General features: G+C 60.6%; 19 protein-coding genes. 13 read left to right on the top strand and 6 right to left on the bottom strand.

Features of this window, described 5'->3' with window-relative positions:
• Nucleotides 1-58: 58 nt before the first annotated feature.
• Together H7995_RS26110 and H7995_RS26105 are read right to left on the bottom strand one after the other, a co-directional pair.
• Nucleotides 59-793 (bottom strand): fibronectin type III domain-containing protein, encoded by a 735-nt coding sequence (locus H7995_RS26110; RefSeq protein ID WP_244647820.1) that lies wholly within the window; start codon nucleotides 791-793, stop codon nucleotides 59-61.
• Between the two features lie 649 nt (nucleotides 794-1,442).
• Nucleotides 1,443-2,252 carry an alpha/beta fold hydrolase gene (locus H7995_RS26105; RefSeq protein WP_166590197.1) on the bottom strand — a complete coding sequence of 270 codons (810 nt, stop codon included), beginning with the start codon at nucleotides 2,250-2,252 and terminating at the stop codon, nucleotides 1,443-1,445.
• Nucleotides 2,253-2,684: 432 nt separating this feature from the next.
• Between H7995_RS26105 and H7995_RS26100 the strand changes: the two genes are divergently transcribed.
• Together H7995_RS26100 and H7995_RS26095 are read left to right on the top strand one after the other, a co-directional pair.
• Complete coding sequence (locus H7995_RS26100; protein ID WP_166590196.1) at nucleotides 2,685-3,635, top strand: hypothetical protein; 951 nt, start codon at nucleotides 2,685-2,687, stop codon at nucleotides 3,633-3,635.
• 314 nt (nucleotides 3,636-3,949) lie between these two features.
• Entirely contained in the window at nucleotides 3,950-4,498 is a 549-nt protein-coding gene (locus tag H7995_RS26095; RefSeq protein WP_182341542.1) for an RNA polymerase factor sigma-70, read from the top strand.
• A gap of 2 nt (nucleotides 4,499-4,500) precedes the next feature.
• Here H7995_RS26095 and H7995_RS26090 read toward each other — a convergent pair whose 3' ends face one another.
• On the bottom strand, nucleotides 4,501-5,295 hold the full coding sequence (locus H7995_RS26090; RefSeq protein WP_166590194.1) for a substrate-binding periplasmic protein: 795 nt from the start codon (nucleotides 5,293-5,295) through the stop codon (nucleotides 4,501-4,503).
• Between the two features lie 103 nt (nucleotides 5,296-5,398).
• Nucleotides 5,399-6,022 carry a TetR/AcrR family transcriptional regulator gene (locus H7995_RS26085; RefSeq protein ID WP_185819149.1) on the bottom strand — a complete coding sequence of 208 codons (624 nt, stop codon included), beginning with the start codon at nucleotides 6,020-6,022 and terminating at the stop codon, nucleotides 5,399-5,401.
• Between the two features lie 176 nt (nucleotides 6,023-6,198).
• On the opposite strand from H7995_RS26085, the gene H7995_RS26080 reads away from it, so the two are divergent.
• The 8 genes from H7995_RS26080 (at nucleotide 6,199) to ppnP (ending at nucleotide 15,461) form a co-directional block, all read left to right on the top strand.
• Complete coding sequence (locus tag H7995_RS26080) at nucleotides 6,199-7,989, top strand: acyclic terpene utilization AtuA family protein (protein WP_185819148.1); 1,791 nt, start codon at nucleotides 6,199-6,201, stop codon at nucleotides 7,987-7,989.
• Between the two features lie 12 nt (nucleotides 7,990-8,001).
• Nucleotides 8,002-8,871 carry an SDR family oxidoreductase gene (locus tag H7995_RS26075; RefSeq protein WP_166590192.1) on the top strand — a complete coding sequence of 290 codons (870 nt, stop codon included), beginning with the start codon at nucleotides 8,002-8,004 and terminating at the stop codon, nucleotides 8,869-8,871.
• 3 nt (nucleotides 8,872-8,874) lie between these two features.
• Entirely contained in the window at nucleotides 8,875-10,491 is a 1,617-nt protein-coding gene (atuC, locus tag H7995_RS26070) for a geranyl-CoA carboxylase subunit beta (RefSeq protein WP_182341554.1), read from the top strand.
• Nucleotides 10,492-10,515: 24 nt separating this feature from the next.
• Entirely contained in the window at nucleotides 10,516-11,673 is a 1,158-nt protein-coding gene (gene atuD, locus H7995_RS26065; RefSeq protein ID WP_166590190.1) for a citronellyl-CoA dehydrogenase, read from the top strand.
• A complete protein-coding gene (locus tag H7995_RS26060) occupies nucleotides 11,670-12,467 on the top strand; it encodes an enoyl-CoA hydratase/isomerase family protein (RefSeq protein ID WP_166590189.1) in 798 nt (265 codons plus the stop codon). The genes atuD and H7995_RS26060 overlap by 4 nt, the downstream gene beginning before the upstream one ends.
• Nucleotides 12,468-12,521: 54 nt before the next feature.
• Nucleotides 12,522-14,483 carry an acetyl-CoA carboxylase biotin carboxylase subunit gene (locus H7995_RS26055; RefSeq protein ID WP_185819147.1) on the top strand — a complete coding sequence of 654 codons (1,962 nt, stop codon included), beginning with the start codon at nucleotides 12,522-12,524 and terminating at the stop codon, nucleotides 14,481-14,483.
• 70 nt (nucleotides 14,484-14,553) lie between these two features.
• Complete coding sequence (locus H7995_RS26050; protein ID WP_166590187.1) at nucleotides 14,554-15,102, top strand: 3'-5' exonuclease; 549 nt, start codon at nucleotides 14,554-14,556, stop codon at nucleotides 15,100-15,102.
• Nucleotides 15,103-15,176: 74 nt separating this feature from the next.
• Nucleotides 15,177-15,461 carry a pyrimidine/purine nucleoside phosphorylase gene (ppnP, locus tag H7995_RS26045; protein ID WP_095168189.1) on the top strand — a complete coding sequence of 95 codons (285 nt, stop codon included), beginning with the start codon at nucleotides 15,177-15,179 and terminating at the stop codon, nucleotides 15,459-15,461.
• A 68-nt stretch (nucleotides 15,462-15,529) separates the two neighbouring features.
• Here the strand turns inward: ppnP and H7995_RS26040 are convergent, their stop codons facing one another.
• The gene (locus tag H7995_RS26040; protein ID WP_166590186.1) at nucleotides 15,530-16,336 is read right to left on the bottom strand and encodes an MOSC domain-containing protein; all 807 of its coding nucleotides are present in this window, start codon (nucleotides 16,334-16,336) and stop codon (nucleotides 15,530-15,532) included.
• A gap of 130 nt (nucleotides 16,337-16,466) precedes the next feature.
• Nucleotides 16,467-17,402, bottom strand: a complete 936-nt coding sequence (locus tag H7995_RS26035; RefSeq protein WP_159997247.1) for a chemotaxis protein CheV — start codon at nucleotides 17,400-17,402, stop codon at nucleotides 16,467-16,469.
• A 546-nt stretch (nucleotides 17,403-17,948) separates the two neighbouring features.
• On the opposite strand from H7995_RS26035, the gene H7995_RS26030 reads away from it, so the two are divergent.
• The 3 genes from H7995_RS26030 (at nucleotide 17,949) to H7995_RS26020 (ending at nucleotide 20,209) form a co-directional block, all read left to right on the top strand.
• The gene (locus tag H7995_RS26030) at nucleotides 17,949-18,419 is read left to right on the top strand and encodes a hypothetical protein (protein ID WP_166590185.1); all 471 of its coding nucleotides are present in this window, start codon (nucleotides 17,949-17,951) and stop codon (nucleotides 18,417-18,419) included.
• Between the two features lie 240 nt (nucleotides 18,420-18,659).
• Entirely contained in the window at nucleotides 18,660-19,553 is an 894-nt protein-coding gene (locus H7995_RS26025; protein ID WP_185819146.1) for a sensor histidine kinase, read from the top strand.
• Nucleotides 19,550-20,209, top strand: a complete 660-nt coding sequence (locus H7995_RS26020; RefSeq protein WP_166590183.1) for a response regulator — start codon at nucleotides 19,550-19,552, stop codon at nucleotides 20,207-20,209. The genes H7995_RS26025 and H7995_RS26020 overlap by 4 nt, the downstream gene beginning before the upstream one ends.
• Nucleotides 20,210-20,212 lie beyond the last annotated feature (3 nt).

The following is a 20,212-nucleotide window of genomic DNA, read 5'->3' as shown; positions in this document are numbered from 1 at the left end:
CCCTGATGCACTGGCATAAGGGCTGGATGAAAGAGAAAACGCCCATAACACAGGAGTGTTACAGTTTCCTTCGAACAGAAACAACCGTCACCGGATAATCTATCGCCACCCGACCAGATTCGTTGCCACTTTGATCAATCGCCGTTACGCCAAAGTTATATCTCTCACTCCCGTCCAGGTCGGTAAGAACAATCTCGGTATCTGTTGTTCTAGCCAGTACATCACCGGGACCCTTATCAACGTCATAAAAAACAATATGGGAGCTGTCGAACGACGCTTCCCAGCTCAACTTAACACTAAGCTCAGAAAACTCTAACTCAGATGGATCAGTGGGCGCAGTGAAATCCTCGAAATAAATCTCGATACAACGCGGCTCCGAATAATGAAACTCATCATCAAACGTACGAATACAGTACAAATGATTACGCCCTTGCTGAGGGTCTGTATCTGTATAGGGAGGAGCGGAGGGGTTTTCTAGTAAGTCCCCATCTCGACGTATCTCATAACGTGGTATACCTCCATCAACGATGCCATCATCCCAGAAGAAAGAAACCTGCTCGGCTGTCTGACCGAACTCCCGGAAGAACGTCGGCGGGATCGGCGTTCCTCTAACTGCTGTCCGCGCTATGATCAATACAGGCAATGTAGTTTTATTGTCCGCCGTTTTCCCGCTCAAAAAATAACTGTATTCCGTGTTCGACTTGAGTGACGAGTGACGAGTGACGAGTGACGAGTGACGAGTGAGTAAAATTATTGTCCGGCCCCTGGTAAAGCGGAACATCAGAATTTTCACCAGCAGGAGTCAGCCAATACTCCACCAAACCTTCGCGCGTCTCCCATGATAACGCTATCGAATGTTTCGCCACATGCTCAATCTATACTTAAGACTTGAATTATCAAAATTCGCAGCATTCATCGCAGGCCTCAACTAATGAAATCCAATGGATATATTTCCTACAACGCAAGCACTTCACACCTGTATTCCCCCATAAAAAACCAACTGAGTATACTGGTAGAACTGCTAGTTGCTTTTTAGGCAGTCGTATTCAAGGCGAAATATCCATCCCACATGGACCGAACGGTTGAGCTTTTCAAAAACAGACATCTTCGGCAAATCCGCCGCGCGGTTGGCCAGCAAGGACCAAGGCGCTGAAAGGCATCCCGGCTGACATGCGGACCAACTTCAACGCCGACTTGAAGTAGATGAACGAACTTGAACTGTCCGCCACCCCAACGCCTTGCTATCTGGATGCCAAGTGCGTACTGCAACCGCAACAAGGCACGCCAGCTCCGACAAAAAACACATACCCAGCGATGGTTGTAGACGACAAGCGCCCTGCAGGTACGAACTTGACCGCGATGAACCTGAACACTCCTCTGCGTATCAGTTCACTCACCATGGGGATGACAACCCGGCAAGCACGCACCTACAGCCAGGGCCGTCAACGATTGGCCAGGAATGCCAGCAACGCTTCAGTGACGAATTGCGGGTTTTCCAGATTGGAGATGTGCCCCGCCTCAGGCACCCATTGGTAAGGGCAACCGATCAACTCGGCCATTTCCATGGTTTCTGAAGGCGGCCTTGGCGTGTCCTGCTCACCGCACATCAACAGCGTCGTATCCGGGTTCAATTGATTCAGGCACGCCAGCCTATCCTCACGACCAAAGGTGATACGCCCCATTGGCACGATGCTCTTGCGCAACCGCTCCGCTGGCAGCGAGGCCAATGAGTCGCGCAACTGTCGATAAAGCGCTGATTGCGGGTCGATTCCCGGCCGGAAGAAGATTGGCACCACGATATCGAGAACCTGCGGTGTAATTGCACCCGCCTCCTCGATCTGATTGAGCAGTGAGAAGTAGTACTGCCGAGTGGCTTCGGGCTCAGCCCCCAGGTACGTGTCCATCAGTACCAGGGCACTGATGCGTTGCGGGTGGGACAGCGCCAGGCGCGCGCCCCACATTCCACCAACTGAAAGACCAACCAGTGCGACACGCTCAATGCCCAGGTGATCGAGTAATGCCAGTGCCTGGCGTGCCAGGTCATTGAGTGAAGCGGTACCCTGCGGCAGCGCCCCGGACTCCCCATGCCCCCACAAATCCAGGGCAATCACCCGATAGTGTGGAGACAACGCAGCAATCTGTGGCGCCCACATGGTGTGGTCCCACAAGTAACTTCCAGCCAGGAGCACGGCAGGGCCAGTGCCCTGATCAATATAGTGAAGGGGCTCACCCTCAATAGTAACGAAAGGCATCCTGTATCTCCTGCGTAGACTCTGTCGAAAAAAATGCCCGCAGAGACTGTCCCGCCCGGGCACCTCCGTCAATTCAAGCCTTAACAGTAAATATTACAGAGCCCCCGACAACAGAAACCGCGACTCTAGACAAACCGGCATCTCCAGTAATGACCTATATCGAACTCACACCCAGCCTACACGCCATGATCTCCCCCCGCTTTTACAGCCTGCGCTTACCGTCGAACTTGGCGCAAGCTTAACGCTGCTTGACCACTCAATGGTTCGACTGCCTTGACAACTCGCCTGAAACACCGGCCGCAAACTAATCCTTCGCTGCATTCCAACGCAGCAAAACAACACTAACAAACTGTAAAACACCTACAAAGACTTCCACCGATAAAAATACTACTTTCAGGACTTCAAGACCCCATTGAAAGTAGAGCTCAAACAATGAACATCATCAGCGACTACACGCGTGACTTTGAACGCAGCGCCAACATCACCGAACTTAGAATATCTGCAAAAATTGCCGAGGCAAATTGGGCTGGCACCGATGACAAGGTATATGTAAGCATGGGCCACCACAATAACTTCCAGTTGTTTTCCGACGCCCCCAGGGTGGGTGAAATCATTAGTGTCGATGTTGATATTCCCCGCCTCTTCGGAAGACCCAGCATCCATATCAGCGAACTGCAAAACATCTCCCTGCACCAAATACCGATTGCTCACCCCATCGCCAGCGACAACTGGGAGCTAGACTCGCTGATACTGATCGCCAATGGCGTTTTCACTAACCGCTCCTTCAAAAAAATTCATCAATGGTTGCATGCCTCTTCCTCGCATTTGCAGCAAGTTTGGGCTGGACATATCAGTTGGTCAGACTGGAGCAACTCCGACAATCGCCCCCTCGATATCAACACCCAAACCTATCCCGTGCGCTGGATGCCCTGGATCGGCGACATCAAATCTTGGCGAACCTACGATCCCTCGACCCTCGAAGGCACAGGCCAACTGGTCGGCATGGTCGATGGAAAGCTGATGGGCGAATTGTTGAAAGACCGACAGACAGAAATACTAACGCCGAATACTCCCAGCGATAGTTACACCTGGGTGTATACCCCAGAGGGTGCAATTATCTACAGGCGCTGGAAACATGAGTCGCGAAACGACTACATCAGGCATAGCCAACTGGGCAGTGGACGACCGGTCATCTGCGCAGGCGAATTCAGAATAGAGAGTGCCAATGATGGTATTGCCTTGCGAGACGTTATCGCCAGCGTCAATGACGCCTCCGGCCACTATCAACCCGATGGCGGAGTGTGTTTGAGGTACGTTGAGGAAAAGCTCAACGGATTAGGCATCAATACCGATGAAACCCGTTGGTACTTCAGACAAAAATAAGTCCTCTGCAACGACTTCGCGGCAGATCGGGTAGCGCCCCAACCTGCCGCGAACAGGCCGTCGATGTGCTCAAGCGCAGGCTTGGTAAGCAAGGGGCAACCAGGGCGCAATTGCCCCAGGTGAACGGATCCAGACGAAGGAGCCGGCGCCATAACTCAAGGCACATCAGTGTGAGCTCGTCGGCGAAAGCCAAACGTAATTAATTCTTTATGCTAATTGACAATTATTATCATTCAGCCTAGCTTGTCGCTCAATGCGTAGGACGGATCCGAAGCGCTGGTCGTCCCACTAACTTTTGCAGCGAGGTGACTTCCATGGCGCAATCCGTTTCCACAAGCAGCTGCGACTCATCCTTACTCCAGGCGTTCGTAGACAACCGGCTGATGCTGGTGAAAACCGCGGCGCGCATTACGGGTTGCCGGTCCCGTGCCGAAGACGTTGTGCAAGACGCTTTCTTCCGCTTGCAATCGGCGCCCCAGATCACCTCTTCGTTCAAGGCCCAGCTCAGCTACCTGTTTCAGATCGTGCGCAACCTGGCGATCGATCACTACCGCAAACAGGCCCTGGAGCAGAAGTACTCGGGCAGTGAAGAGGAAGGCTTGAATGTGGTCATCCAGGGCGCCTCACCGGAAACCTCGCACATCAACTTCCGTGTCCTGGAAAACATCGCCGACGCCCTTGGCGAATTGCCCAGCCGTACCCGCTACGCCTTCGAGATGTATCGCCTGCATGGCATGCCACAGAAAGACATCGCCAAGGAACTGGAGGTCTCGCCGACCCTGGTGAACTTCATGATCCGCGATGCACTGGTGCACTGTCGCAAGGTTTCGGACACCCTCAGCGATACCTTCGCCCGCCGCTGATTTCAGCCTTGGGGCACTGCGACGAGCGCAATCTTGTAAGGCTGGAAAATCTTCAGCATCTGGCCGTTATCCCGCAGCCCCTGCAACATCCTGCCGAACGCTTCGCCACTGATCGGAGCCTGCGGACGGATCAGGGCGTAATGGTGATACACCTGATCGACCCGCTCGGACACCAGCAAGTGGGGGGCGACCTGCTCGTTGCGCAGCACGTAGTCGCTCAAGAACGAACGAGTAACCAGGGCGATGTCGGCACGACCGCGCAGCACCATCAGCAGGTTGCTGTCGTGGGAATACGTCAGCGTCACGTTGTAGTGGCTGGCGAGGTAGCGGGTGTCGGAATTGAAGTCGGCAAAGGCATAGTGATAGCCGTTGAACAGCGCGAGCCGTTTGTCCTGCAGGTTGGAAAAATAGCTTTGTTCGCGCTCAGGAAGCTGTTGCGAGACAAAAACCTCCGCATCCTCCAGGCCCATGTCGACGGCCGTGTGCGGGACGTCTTTCCAGCCCCACTGGGGATTCTCGAAGATAGCCACGTCGATCCGGCCCTGCTTGAAGTCACCGAAACGGCGCGGAATGGAGGTGGGTACCTGGACAAATTGATAGTCGCTCTGCAACTGGTTAAGGGCGACGATCAATTGCGCGAGAAGTCCGGAATCGGCACCGGTTTCCGGGCGAATGGTGTAGGGCGGGAAATGCGCCGCGCCGATGCGCACCAGTTGTGCGGCCGAACTCGGCGCTACCGACAGCACACCCAGCGCCATCAACAACATCCGCGAAGCCATCCGAACTGGCGAATACATCAACCCACACCACCCCTGAAAATAGACCCACCCGGATTAAGCTAGGCGGTTTCGCCCACTAAGACAACGCGACGGGGCTATTTAATGCGTTTTGCCCAAATCGTCATGCTTGCGTCAGCACCAGGATCAGCGCTTCATCGGCCAACTGATCGAGGCTCATGCTGCCATCGGGCCGAAACCAGGTAGTGGTCCAGGACAATGCACCGGTGAGGAAACGACGGGTGATGAACAGGTCTCCGCGAATCAGGCCCGCGTCCTTGGCTTCCCCCAGTACCTGCAGCCAGAGCTGCTCGTAAATGTCGCGCAGCGCCAGCACCTGGGCCTGCCCGCTTTCGGACAATGAGCGCCATTCGTAGACCAGCACCGCCATTGCCTCGCCGCTGCCGCCCATGATCGACTGCAACTCGCAGCGGATCAGCGCCAATACCCGCTCGCGCACGCTGGTGGCCTGCGCCAGTTCGGCGCGCATCAACGCGGTGTTGTAGCGAATGGTTTCCTCCATCACCGAACGCAGGATCTCGTCCTTGCTCTTGAAGTGATGAAAAATACTACCGGACTGAATCCCCACCGCACTGGCCAGGTCGCGCACAGTGGTGCGCTCATAGCCCTTGTTGCGAAACAGGTGGGCCGCCATTTGCAGCAGTTTGCCGCGAGCACTGTCCGGATCGGTCAGTTGCCCGTTGTCGACCAACTCGCGCATTACCAGCAGAGCTTTTTGCTCGTCCACCCATTCTCTCCTACAGTCGCTCGAACCCAGTGCACACACCACAAATGCCGTGGCTGGCGCGGGCAATTTAAGCCGCCGAAGGAAACCAAGCAAGCGCTCGGGTAAAAGTCCTCCTCGGGATTTACAAACCAAGCGCTTGCTTGGTAGTCTCGAAACACTTCTGTCGGAGGCTTGCCATGAACAAGACGGTTCGTATCGGATGCGCCAGTGCCTTTTGGGGGGATACCTCGACCGCTGCCGCCCAACTGGTGGAGGGCGCCGCCCTGGACTATCTGGTCTTCGACTACCTGGCTGAAATCACCATGTCATTGCTCGCCGGGGCACGTATGAAAGATCCCCAGGCCGGCTACGCCAGCGACTTCGTCGAGGTCCTCGGCCCGTTGCTCGGGCAGATCGCCGAACAGCGCATCCGGGTGATCAGCAACGCCGGGGGGGTCAATCCACTGGCCTGTGCCGCCGCCTTGCAGCGCGCCTGCGATCAGGCCGGCGTCCCCCTGAAGATCGCCGTGCTGCTGGGTGATGACCTGCAACCGCAGTTCAAGCAACTGGCCGCCAGTGGCGTGCGCGAGATGTTCAGCGCAGCGCCCTTGCCGCCCGTCTGCGTATCGACCAACGCCTACCTCGGCGCTCCCGGCATTGTCGAAGCCTTGCGCCTGGGCGCAGACATCGTCATCACCGGCCGGGTGGTGGACAGCGCGGTGGTCAGCGCAGCGCTGGTGCATGAGTTCGGCTGGGCGTGGCACGACTACGAACACCTGGCCCAGGCCGCACTGGCCGGGCACATCATCGAGTGTGGCGCACAGTGCACCGGCGGCAACTTCACCGATTGGCAGCAGGTGCCGGACTACGAGCACATCGGCTTCCCCGTGATCGAGGTCAGCGCCGACGGCCAGTTCATCGTCACCAAGCCCGAAGGCTCCGGAGGTCTGGTCACGCCCTTGAGCGTGGGCGAACAATTGCTGTACGAAATCGGCAATCCACGGGCCTACCTGCTGCCGGATGTGATCTGCGATTTCAGCCAGGTCAAACTCCAGCAGCAGGGCCCGAACCGGGTCCAGGTCCACGGCGCCAAAGGCTTTCCGGCACCGGCGCAGTACAAGGTCAGCGCCACTTACCCGGATGGTTTCCGTTGCACCGCCAGTTGCTTGATTGCCGGGATCGACGCCGTGGCCAAGGCGCGCCGGGTGAGCGAGGCGATCATCAACAAGACCGGGCAAATGTTCAGCCAGCGCGGTTGGGCGCCCTATAGCGAAGTGCACATCGAACTGCTGGGCAGCGAGGCCACCTATGGCCCCCACGGTCAACGCCAGGACAGCCGCGAAGTGGTGATCAAACTGGCGGTGCGGCATCCGAACAAACAGGCGCTGATCCTGTTCTCCCGGGAAATCGCCCAGGCCGCCACCGGCATGGCGCCCGGCCTGACCGGCATTGTCGGCGGCCGTCCTACCGTCTACCCGCTGATCCGCCTGTTCTCATTCCTCATCGACAAAAACGCCTGCACCCTGCAGATCGACCTGCAGGGCCAGCGCCACCCATGCACCCTGCCCGCCCTCGACCACCTCGACAGCGCCGACCTGCCCTTGCCCTTTATGGCGCCAAAACCCCAAGGGCGTGCCGATGCCAGCGTGGCACTGGTGAAACTGGCAGTGGCGCGCTCCGGCGACAAGGGCAATCACAGCAACATCGGGGTCATGGCCCGCGCCCCTGAATACCTGCCGTGGATCGCCGAAGCGCTGACGCCCGAGGTGGTCGTCGAGTGGATGAGCCACGTGCTCGACCCGATCCACGGGCGAGTCCAGCGCTGGTACCTGCCAGGCAGCCACAGCCTCAATTTCCTCCTGGAGAATGCCCTCGGTGGCGGTGGCGTGGCCAGCCTGCGGATCGACCCACAAGGCAAGGCGTTCGCCCAGCAGCTGCTGGAAATCCAGATTCCGGTGCCGCAAAGCATCGCAGACCAAGTCAACTAGAGGGTTGTCGCCGTGGCTTTTGATTCGATCTTCAAACCCGAGCTGTTTGCCGGTCAAAACATCATTGTCACCGGTGGCGGCAGTGGCATCGGCCGCTGCACCGCCCACGAGCTGGCAGCCCTTGGCGCCCACGTGCTGCTGGTGGGGCGCAAGGCGGAAAAACTGCAGCAGGTCGCCGCTGAAATTGCCGAAGACGGTGGCAAGGCCAGTTGGCAAGCCTGCGACATTCGTGACGAGGACGCCGTCAAGCACCTGGTGAGCGAACTGCTCAAGACCCATGGCCCGATTCACGGCCTGGTCAACAACGCTGGCGGCCAATACCCCGCGCCACTGGCGTCGATCACCCAGAAAGGCTTCGAGACGGTGATGCGCACCAACCTGGTGGGCGGTTTCCTGATGGCCCGGGAAGTGTTCAACCAGTCCATGTGCAAGACCGGTGGCGCCATCGTCAACATGCTCGCCGACATGTGGGGCGGCATGCCGGGCATGGGCCACTCGGGGGCGGCGCGCTCGGGCATGGACAACCTCACCAAGACCGCCGCCGTCGAATGGGGCTATGCCGGGGTCCGGGTCAATGCCGTGGCCCCCGGCTGGATTGCCTCCAGCGGCATGGACACCTACGAAGGTGCATTCAAGGCGGTGATCCCGACCCTGCGCGAGCACGTGCCGCTCAAGCGCATTGGCAGCGAATCGGAAGTCAGCGCCGCCATCGTGTTCCTGCTCAGTCCCGCGGCGGCATTTGTCAGCGGCAGCACCCTGCGCATCGACGGCGCGGCCAGTCTCGGCAGTCGGGCGTGGCCATTGCACAAGGCCCAGCACAGCGAGTCCTTCAATGGCTTTCACCGCGCCTATATGCCCGATGTACTCAAGGACGAGGACTGAGCAATGCCGATGATCGAATCCCAACTCGACCCCCACAGTCCGCAGTTTGCGCTTAACCGCGAGGCGATGGTGGCCAGCATCGAGCAGGTCCGCCAACTGGAACGCAACCTGCTGACCAAGGCCGCCGAGGCCAAGGCGAAATTCGACCGGCGCGGGCAACTGCTGCCGCGCGAACGCTTGAACCTGTTACTGGACCCCGGCGCGCCGTTTCTCGAGCTGGCGAGCCTGGCCGGCTACAAGTTGCACGACGACAAGGACGGCAGCCAGGCCGGCGGCGGCTTGATCGCCGGGATCGGGTATGTGTCCGGGGTCCGGGTGCTGGTGGTGGCCAACAACAGCGCGATCAAGGGTGGGACCATTTCCCCCAGCGGCCTGAAAAAATCCCTGCGCCTGCAACAGATCGCCATGGAAAACAAACTGCCGGTGATCACCCTCGCCGAAAGCGGCGGCGCCAACCTCAATTACGCCGCCGAGATTTTTGTCGAAGGCGCGCGCAGCTTCGCCAACCAGGCCCGGATGTCGGCCATGGGGCTGCCGCAGATTACCGTGGTGCACGGCTCGGCCACCGCCGGTGGCGCCTACCAGCCCGGGCTGTCGGACTACGTGGTGGTGGTGCGCGGCAAGGCCAAGCTGTTTCTCGCCGGCCCGCCGCTGCTCAAGGCCGCCACCGGGGAAATCGCCACCGATGAAGCCCTGGGCGGCGCCGAAATGCACGCGCAGACCGCCGGCACCGCCGAGTACCTGGCCGAAAACGATGCCGATGGCGTGCGCCTGGTGCGCGAGATCGTCAGCCTGTTGCCGTGGAATGCCCGCCTGCCACAGCCCGCCCGCCCCGATTTCGATGAACCGCTGTATCCCATCGAGGAGCTGCTGGGACTGATTCCTGCCGACCCGAAAAAACCCTACGACGTGCGCGAAATCATCGCGCGCATTGCCGACGGCTCACGCTTCCTCGAGTTCAAGGGCGAGTTCGACCAGCAGACCCTGTGCGGCCATCTGAAAATCCAGGGGCGGCCCTGTGGTTTGATCGGCAACAACGGCCCGATCACCCCGCAAGGCGCGAGCAAGGCGGCGCAGTTCATCCAACTGTGTGACCAGAGCCAGACCCCCCTGCTGTTTTTCCACAACACCACCGGCTTCATGGTCGGCACCGAGTCGGAACAACAAGGGGTGATCAAGCATGGCTCCAAGCTGATCCAGGCCGTGGCCAATGCCCGTGTGCCGAAACTGACGCTGGTGGTCGGCGGCTCCTACGGTGCCGGCAATTACGCGATGTGCGGCCGCGGCCTCGATCCGCGCTTCATCTTCGCCTGGCCCAACAGCCGCACAGCGGTGATGGGCGGCGCCCAGGCCGGCAAGGTGCTGCGCATCGTCACCGAGGCCAGGCAGCTCAAGGATGGCCTGGTCCCGGACCCGAAGATGCTCGACATGCTGGAGCACGTCACCGCACAAAAACTCGACAGCCAGTCCACCGCCCTCTACGCCAGTGCCAACCTGTGGGATGACGGGCTGATCGATCCACGGGACAGTCGCACGCTGCTGGGCTACCTGCTGGATATTTGCCAGGAGGCCGAGGTTCGTCAGTTGCAACCCAACAGTTTTGGTGTCGCCCGGTTCTAGTCCGGCCAAAGGAGAACAATAAAAATGATCTTTACCCAGGAACACGAAGCCCTGCGCCGCACTGTGCGCCAGTTTGTCGACAGCCAGATCAACCCCTACGTCGATGAGTGGGAGAAGGCCGGGCGCTTCCCGATCCATGAGATTTTTCGCCAGGCCGGCGAGCTGGGTCTGCTGGGTATCAGCAAACCGGAAAAATTCGGCGGCATGGGCCTGGACTACAGCTATTCGATCGTCGCGGCCGAAGAGTTCGGCACCATTCATTGCGGCGGGATTCCCATGTCCATCGGCGTACAGACCGACATGTGCACCCCGGCGCTGGCGCGCTTTGGCTCCGATGAGCTGCGCGAGGAATTCCTGCGCCCGGCCATCAGCGGCGAACAGGTCGGCTGCATTGGCGTCTCGGAAGTCGGCGCCGGGTCCGATGTCGCCGGGTTGAAGACCACCGCGCGCAAGGACGGCGATGACTACGTGATCAATGGCAGCAAGATGTGGATCACCAACTCGCCAAGTGCCGACTTCATCTGCCTGCTGGCCAACACCTCGGACGACAAGGCGCACATCAACAAGTCGCTGATCATGGTGCCGATGAACACGCCTGGCGTCAGCCTCGGTTCGCACCTGGACAAACTGGGCATGCGCAGCTCGGAAACCGCCCAGGTATTCTTCGATGACGTGCGCGTGCCGCAACGTAACCGCATCGGCCACGAAGGGGCCGGGTTCATGATGCAGATGCTGCAGTTCCAGGAAGAACGCCTGTTCGGCGCGGCCAACATGATCAAGGGCCTGGAGTACTGCGTCGACAGCACCATCGAGTACTGCAAGGAACGCAAGACCTTCGGCAATGCCCTGATCGACAACCAGGTCATCCACTTCCGTCTCGCCGAACTGTCCACCGAGATCGAGTGCCTGCGGGCGCTGGTCTATCAGGCCACCGAGCAGTACGTCAAAGGCCAGGACGTCACCCGACTGGCGTCCATGGCCAAGCTCAAGGCCGGTCGCCTGGGCCGGGAAGTCAGCGACAGTTGCCTGCAGTACTGGGGCGGCATGGGCTTCATGTGGGACAACCCGGTGGCCCGCGCCTACCGCGACGTGCGCCTGGTGTCGATCGGCGGCGGTGCCGACGAAATCATGCTGGGGATCATCTGCAAGCTGATGGGCACCCTGCCCGGGAAGAAAAAATGAGCCCCCTGCCCGATTGCCAGACCCTGTTGCTGGACCTGCACAGCGGCGTGCTGCACATCACCCTGAACCGCGCCGATTGCCGTAACGCCATGAGCCTGCAGATGGTCGCCGAGTTGCGTGCCGTGCTGGCGGCTGTGCGCGATGACCGCCAGGTACGCGCGTTGGTGCTGGGCGGCGCCGGCGGGCATTTCTGTGCCGGCGGCGACTTGAAAGACATGGCCAACGCCCGAGCCCAGGGTGCAGACGCTTACCGTGAGCTGAACCGGGCCTTCGGCGCGTTGCTGGAGGAGGCCCAGCACGCGCCGCAAGTGCTGATCTGCGTGCTGCAGGGTGCGGTGCTCGGCGGCGGCCTGGGCCTGGCCTGTGTCAGCGACATCGCCCTGGCCGACCACCAGGCGCAATTCGGCCTGCCGGAAACCAGCCTGGGGCTGCTGCCGGCGCAGATCGCGCCCTTTGTGGTCCGGCGTATCGGCCTGACCCAGGCCCGACGCCTGGCCCTGACGGCGGCACGTTTTGATGGGCACGAGGCACGACGTCTGGGCCTGGTGCATTTTGTCGAACAGGACGCGCAAGCCTTGGCCGAACGCCTGGACGCGGTACTCGAGCACGTCCTGTGCTGCGCGCCGGAGGCCAATGCCGCGACCAAGGCCCTGCTACTGGCCAGCACCGAACAACCGCTGGGGCCCTTGCTCGACCAGGCCGCGCAGTGGTTCAGCGCGGCAGTGACAGGCGCAGAAGGCGTCGAGGGCACCCTGGCTTTTATCCAGAAACGCAAACCGGGTTGGGCGCCCTGAACGCATCGCGAGCAGGCCCTTACAGACTCCGCACTCACCAATGGGAATCCGACCATGCCCACTCTGCGCAAAATCCTCATCGCCAACCGCGGTGAAATTGCCTGCCGTATCCAGCGCACCGCCCAGGCCCTGGGCTATCGCACAGTGGCCGTCTTCAGCGACGCCGACGCCGACGCCCTGCATGTGCAACTGGCCGACGAAGCCGTGCATATCGGCCCTGCGGCGGTGGCCCAGTCCTACCTCAATGCCCAGGCGATCCTCGACGCCGCACGGCGCAGCGGGGCCGACGCGATCCACCCTGGCTATGGTTTCCTTTCGGAAAACGCGCCGTTCGCCCAAGCCTGCGCCGACGCCGGGTTGACCTTTATCGGCCCAAGCCCCGAGGCCATCGAACTGATGGGCAGCAAACGCCTGTCGAAAGTCGCCATGCTTGCCGCCGGCGTGCCGTGCATCGCCGGCTACCAGGGCGCGGAGCAGGACGATCAGACCCTGGCGCGCGAAGCCGAGCGCATCGGCTATCCGTTGATGATCAAGGCCAGCGCCGGCGGTGGTGGACGCGGCATGCGCCTGGTGCACGAGGCTGGCCAGCTACTGGAGCAACTGCGCACTGCGCGCTCCGAAGCCCTGAATGCCTTTGGCAGTGCCGAGCTGATTCTGGAGCAGGCGCTGATCGCTCCGCGTCACGTTGAAATCCAGTTGTTCGGCGACCAGCACGGCCACCTGATCTATCTCGGCGAGCGTGACTGCTCCATCCAGCGCCGCCATCAGAAAGTCATCGAAGAGGCGCCTTGCCCGGTGATGACCCCAGCGCTGCGCCAGGCCATGGGCGAAGCCGCACTCAAGGCGGCGCGCGCGGTCGACTACGTCGGCGCCGGCACTGTGGAGTTTCTGCTCGACAGCCGTGGACACTTTTACTTCCTGGAAATGAACACCCGGTTGCAGGTCGAGCATCCGGTCACCGAGCTGATCACCGGCCTCGACCTGGTGGCCTGGCAACTGCAGGTCGCCGCCGGATTGCCCCTGCCACTGCGCCAGGAACAGGTCGAGCTCAAGGGCCATGCCATGGAGGTGCGCCTGTATGCCGAGGACCCGGCGCAGGCGTTCATGCCACAGACCGGGCGTATCCACCACTGGTTGCCGGCCCTGCAAGCGGGGGTGCGCATTGACCATGGCCTGCTCGAAGGGCAGCAGGTCAGCCCCTTCTACGACCCCATGCTGGGAAAAATCATCGCCTACGGCGCCACCCGCGAAGAGGCCCGGCGCAAACTGGTGCGGGCTGTCGAAGACACGGTCCTGCTGGGGGTGCAGACCAATCAGCGCTTGCTCGCCGCCCTGCTGGACCATCCGCAGTTCATCAGCGGCGAGTTCAGCACCGGCTTTATCCCCGAGCATTTCAGCGCTCACCCAAGCCTGCACCCCCACGTCCCCAGCGCCGAAGAATTGGCGATCGCCGCGGCTTTGTTCTATCAGCAGTCCGCCCAGGTACACAGCGCCGGGCTGACGGGCTGGCGCAACAATGCCAGTGCCCCGCTGCAACAGCAGATCGGCCTGCAGGATGCCCGTTGGCCCGCGCAAGTAACGGTGCTGGCCGAGGGTCGGTTGAGCATTGAAGTGGCCGCGCAAACACTGCACCTGACGGTGTTGGAGATCAGCCCGCATTCAGTCTATCTGGAGCTCGATGGCATCCGTCGGCGCTGTGCCTATGCCTTGGCCCACGGCCAGCTCTGGCTAGGCACCCGCCCTGGCGCCCTGGTGCTGCAGGACCAGACCCTGGCACCGGTTCGCGGCCAGGCCAGCGCCAGTTGCGGGACCCTGAAAGCGCCGATGGACGGGGCGATCGTCGACGTGCTGGTCAGCGAAGGCGCACAGGTCCGCAAGGGCCAGTTGCTCCTGGTGCTGGAGGCCATGAAGATGGAACACCCGCTCAAGGCCGGTATCGACGGCGTGATCAAACGCTTGCAGGTCGGACCCGGCGACCAGGTGAAAAATCGTCAGATTTTATTGGAGGTTGAATAAGCCCCTAGGCGGAACCGCCGGGGTTGGCTACGCTCAGCTTCATCAGTACGCGGATACCAGGAAAGCTGTGATGCCTCATTGGCTGGTAATTGATCTTGAAGCGACAACTGATGACGGCGGCTGGCCGGTCGAAGAGATGGAAATCATTGAAATCGGTGCCACCCTGGTCAATCGCCAGGGCCGCGAGCTGGATCACTTCCAGCGCTTCGTCCGGCCGTTGCGACGCCCCTTGTTGACCCCTTTTTGTCGGGAGCTGACCCATATCACCCAGGCCAACATCGACGCGGCCCAACCGCTGGCAGACGTCTGGCTGCAGTTTGAACACTGGCTGGGCCAGCATCACAGCCGCCTGGAGGGCTGGGCCAGTTGGGGCGACTACGATCGCAAACAGTTGCTCCAGGAATGGCAGCGCCTGCAACTCGACAGCGTCCTGAGCCGGGTGCCGCACATCAATCTCAAGCAGCGCTTCGCCAAGGCCCGTCGACTGGAACGGCCACTGGGCCTCAACGCGGCCCTGCAACTGGCCGGCCTGCAGTTCAGCGGGCAACAGCATCGGGCGCTGGAGGATGCGCGCAATACCGCCCGTTTATTACCGTTGAGCCTGCCCGCCACTCCTTGACTGCAACAGGTGACGGGCGAAAAGGCCTTGTGCATACTGGCCAGCCTTTTTTAGCCCTTTTCGAGGAATCGCCCATGTTCAAAGTCAACGAGTACTTCGACGGCACCGTCAAGTCGATTGCTTTCGGCACTGCCGAAGGTCCGGCCACTATTGGCGTCATGGCGGCGGGCGAATACGAGTTCGGCACCAGCCAGCGTGAAATCATGCATGTGGTCTCGGGTGCCCTGACCGTTAAACTGCCGGACAGCGACGATTGGCAAACCTTCGCTGCCGGCAGCCAGTTCAATGTTCCGGCCAACAGCAAGTTCCAGCTCAAAGTGGCGGTCGACAGCGCCTACCTGTGCGAATACCGCGGCTAAGCGCCAGCGCGGCACAAAAAATGCCCGTGTCCTGAGACACGGGCATTTTTCGTTCTGCGCCCAGGGGGTTATTCGAGAATCGTCACCGGCATGCCGACTTCCAGCCGACCATCACCATCGTTGACCAGGTTCTGCCCGAACATCGCGCCGTCATCTTGGGTGCGGTACTTTTGCAAGGTTGCCAGTGGCTCGCGGTCAGCGCTGCGCTCACCGGTCTGCGGGTCGATGGTGGTCAGGATGCAGCGCGAGCACGGCTTGACCACACGGAACTCGACATCGCCAATGCGAATCCGCTTCCAGCTGTCTTCGGCAAACGCTTCGCTGCCCTCGATCACCAGGTTGGGCCGGAACCTGAGCATCTCCAGGGGCCGACCAACCCGTTGCACCAAGTCATCGAGCGACGCCTGGCCAATCAACAGCAGGGGAAAGCCATCGGCGAAGGCGACTTTATCGTCATCCTTGCCGTAGCCTGCCTGGGTGGTCCGGGCCAACGCCTCGGGGACTTGCACCAGGCGCGTGGGCTTGCCAATGAACGCGCTGACCCAGGCGGCCGCGGCGTCACCGGCATCAGGCACCCGCAAGGTGTCGCGCCAGATCGTCACGCCACGCAGTTGCGCGTCGTCCACCGGCAGGGCCACCTCAATCGGCGAATGCCCGGGCGCCGCCAGTGTCAGGCCGCCGGTGGCATTCCACAGGGCCGACAATTGGCTCATCGCCGCCACTGCCCGCTGAGTCAGAAACCGCCCACTGGCCTCGTCCACCAGCATCCAGCGGCGGTCACCGGCCAGCCCCAGCTTGTCCAGGTGCGCCTGTTGCAGGACTTCACCCTTGGCGGACTTGAGTGGATAACGGTACAGCGCGCTCAGACGCAACATGGCCAGCTCCCTGATGGACAAAAACGCCACCCTATACGAGCTTGATCGCCGAATCAAAGGCCGGTCGGGTGCCAACGCCTGGCGGGCGCGAATTTCGTGGCGTTGGGACCGCGAGCAGGGCCTCGGGTTATCAGGCCGGGACTTCGTCGAGCATTAACCGTTGGCGCACCACATCGACCAGTTTGTCGGGCTGGAACTTGGAGAGGAAGTTGTCGCAACCGACCTTCTTCACCATCGACTCGTTGAAACTGCCGGACAGCGAGGTGTGCAGCACCACGTACAGCCCCCGCAAACGCGGATCGTTGCGGATCTCGGTGGTCAGGCGATAGCCGTCCATTTCCGGCATTTCCGCGTCGGTGAAGACCATCAGCAGCTTCTCGGTCATCTCCACCCCACTGTCGGCCCAGCTCTTGAGCAGTTTCAGGGCCTTCAGGCCGTCGCTGGCAATGTGCATTTTCACCCCCAACTGGCTGAGGGTGTCGCGCATCTGCGCCAGCGCCACGTTAGAGTCGTCCACCAGCAACACCTCACGATGGCGGGCACGCTCGAGCACCGGGTCCTCGAGTTTCTCGCGCGAGACCTTGGTGCTGTAGGGCACGATCTCGGCGAGGACTTTTTCGACGTCGATGATTTCCACCAGTTGTTCATCGACTTTGCTGATGGCGGTCAGGTAATGCTGGCGGCCAGCGCTGGTGGGGGGCGGCAGAATGGCTTCCCAGTTCATGTTGACAATGCGGTCCACACCGCCGACCAGGAACGCCTGCACCGAGCGGTTGTACTCGGTGACGATAATCGTGCTGTTGGGGCCTGGCACCAACGGGCGCATGCCGATGGCCTGGGACAAGTCGATCACGGGCAGGGTCTGGCCACGCAGATTGACCACACCACAGACAAACGGATGACGATGGGGCATCAGGGTCAGCTTGGGCAGTTGCAGGACTTCCTGCACCTTGAAGACGTTGATCGCGAACAACTGCCGACCGGCCAGGCGGAACATGAGGATTTCCAGGCGATTCTCACCCACCAGTTGGGTGCGTTGATCTACCGTGTCGAGAATGCCGGCCATTATGACTCCTGGGTTTACCATTGAATTCACTCAGGCAAGGTATCGGCGGCTGCCTGCACTTCTTGACCCTGGAGTGACGGGCTTCGTAAAAAAATTGATGTCATATTGGCATCATGCTCTACTGAATGAATCTCTCCCGGGGTAACGCCCCCCGAGAACTGCCTGCCCCATCAGCCTTGCGTTCAGCATCAGGGAAACCCCTAGGTGCAATCGGGACTCGCCTGATATTCGTGATATCCAATAGCCATTAATGTGACGCCATTCTCATTGCATGAATGGAGTCAGGCTTTTGTTGTTGATCGCGGAGCCACCGCCAGGCCCTCTTTACCCCCCGTCAGAACATTCAGCGAGAGCCTCACGACGCGATGCCGCCGTCGTTCGTTGTGCGACCCCTGCCGCCAACGCTGCGGTCCTGTGCGTAACAGACAAGAACTTGCCGGAAAAACCGGAACCGTCCTACAGACTTTGTGCAATTACAGACAGTAACTTAGCCCCGTTCACCCGACGCCCGATTGCCCTACCTGACTTGAAGTCGTGGAGAAAAGCATGTTGAACGAACGGAAAAACTGGAACCCGCGACTGCCTGAATTCCTGATTGAAGCCGAAACCCTGCTGGCAAAATCAGAAGAGTGCCTGGCGCACCTGCAACTGATCAAAAACGACCCCGACGCCATCCATTGCCTGCTTGGCACTCTGCTCACCCTGGCCAATCGCGCGGGTGTCCTGGCGCTGGGTGACATCTGTACGTTTGCCCGCTCCCTTCATGCCGTACTCAGCCAGGTACAAGGGCATGTCAATTTGCATGACCAGGCACTTGACGCATTGAAGGAGTGTTTGACGCTGATCGCCTGGCAACTGGAACTGGTCGATCTGTATACCGGTGACCTGCGCCTCGACAGTACCGAGCAGGCGTCTTTGCTTGAGGCATTCATCGCACAAATCGACGGTGTGCCCTGTACGCTCGGCGGGCCGACCAGCGGCCTGGCCTACGCAACCATGGCCACCAGGCGGGCGTAAGGCACGGCATCAAGACGACGCCGGAGCACTGTGCGCAAACGCGACCAACTGCACCTTAGGTGGTAACATGCGCACCAATTAATTGACGCTACAGAAATGACACTCTGAATCCCGGCCTCTGGCGGCGGGAAGTGCAAGGCTCGACTTTGCCCCTCAGACTGCTCTGCTTTGCAGCCGCCCGCTCCAGTCAATCACCCTGACCGGCCAGCCCACAGCGAACATTCATGGGTTCCCTGCGCCATGCACGCCAGCCTCAAATCAGTCATGAACTGGCGCCCCTCCCGACAGGCAGCACAACGCTTGACCCTGCTGCTTGGCCTGGGCACCGCCAGCGGTTGCCTGCTGGCGTATTCCCTGTCCAGTCCGGTGCCACTGGCCTTGCTGGTGTTGAGCCTGGCGGCGGCAATCAGCGTATTGCGCCAATACCTGCGCTTGCGCAGCGCCATCAAGTTTCAGCCCCAGGAACTGGCGGATCGCTTGCTGCAGGTCCAGGAAAGCGAACGTCATCGACTCAGCCGGGAATTGCACGACGACATCGGCCAATTGCTCACCGCCGCAAAACTGCAAAACGAATGGCTAAAGCGCCGCCTGCCGCCAGAACTGCACAGCCACTGCAGCCTGCTTGGGGAAACCCTGGAAGACACCTTGGCCAAGGTGCACGACATTTGCGCGGTGCTCAACCCACGGCAACTGTCGAGCCTGGGCCTGGAAGCCAGCTTGCGCGCCCATCTGCTCAAGACGCTGGCCAACAACAGTCTGCACTGGAGCCTGGAATGCCAGCAGCAACTGGCAGGCATTCCGGAAGAAATGGCGGTCGCGGCGTTTCGCGTCACCCAGGAAGCCATCACCAATGTGCTGCGCCACGCCCAGGCCGAGAATCTGCTGGTTCGTTTGCAGCGTACGCCCGAGGGGCTGGCACTGTTGGTCAGTGATGATGGTGTGGGGTTTTCTCCTGCCGCGTTTCCTGGCCGTGAGGGACAGCGCGGCATGGCCGGCATGTCGGAGCGGGTCGAGCAGTTGGGTGGCCAACTGAGCGTCAAAAGTGAACCGGGCAAGGGAACACGGATCGACGCCCTTTTCCCCTGGGCACCCCGCACACTCGAACGAGCCGCCACCCATAAGGTTCCCCATTGACTTGTAACTTACTACTGGTGGATGACCACTCGCTGATCAGGGCTGGCGTGCGTGCGCTGGTCCTGGATATTCCCGGCTATGCGGTGATTGGTGAGGCCGATGATGGAGCCCAGGTGCTGGAGATGGTCGAGAGCTTGAACCCGGACATCATTGTCCTCGACCTCTCGATGAAGCAGGTGGGCGGATTGGACGCACTGCAAAGGCTCAAGGCGGTCCATCCGCAGAGCAAGGTGCTGATCCTGTCGATGCACACCGAGCCGACGCTGATCATGCGTGCCCTGGAGTCCGGGGCTCATGGCTACCTGCTCAAGGACACCACGGCAACGGAGCTTGAGCACGCCCTTGAAGCCCTGCGCAACAACGAACGCTACCTGAGCCCGGCCATCGCCCACACCGTGATCGACCAGGCGCTGGCACGGGCCCACACCCCTCAGGTCGCCACCGTCGATAGCCATAACCTGACCGCGCGGCAACTGGAGATCCTGCGGCTGATCGTGCGCGGCAAATCCACTCGCGAGATAGCCTCCGGTCTGGGGCTGAGCATCAAGACCGTGGAAACCCACCGCTCGCAGATCATGAAGCGCCTGCAGATCTACGAGGTGGCGGGGCTGGTGCTGTTTGCCGTGCGCGAGCGCATCATCAGCCTCGACGACTGATCC

Source organism: Pseudomonas kielensis, from assembly GCF_014236655.1.
GTDB lineage: Bacteria > Pseudomonadota > Gammaproteobacteria > Pseudomonadales > Pseudomonadaceae > Aquipseudomonas > Aquipseudomonas kielensis.
Note: the sequence above shows the minus strand (reverse complement) of the source record. Positions and strands in the feature narration are given on the sequence as shown.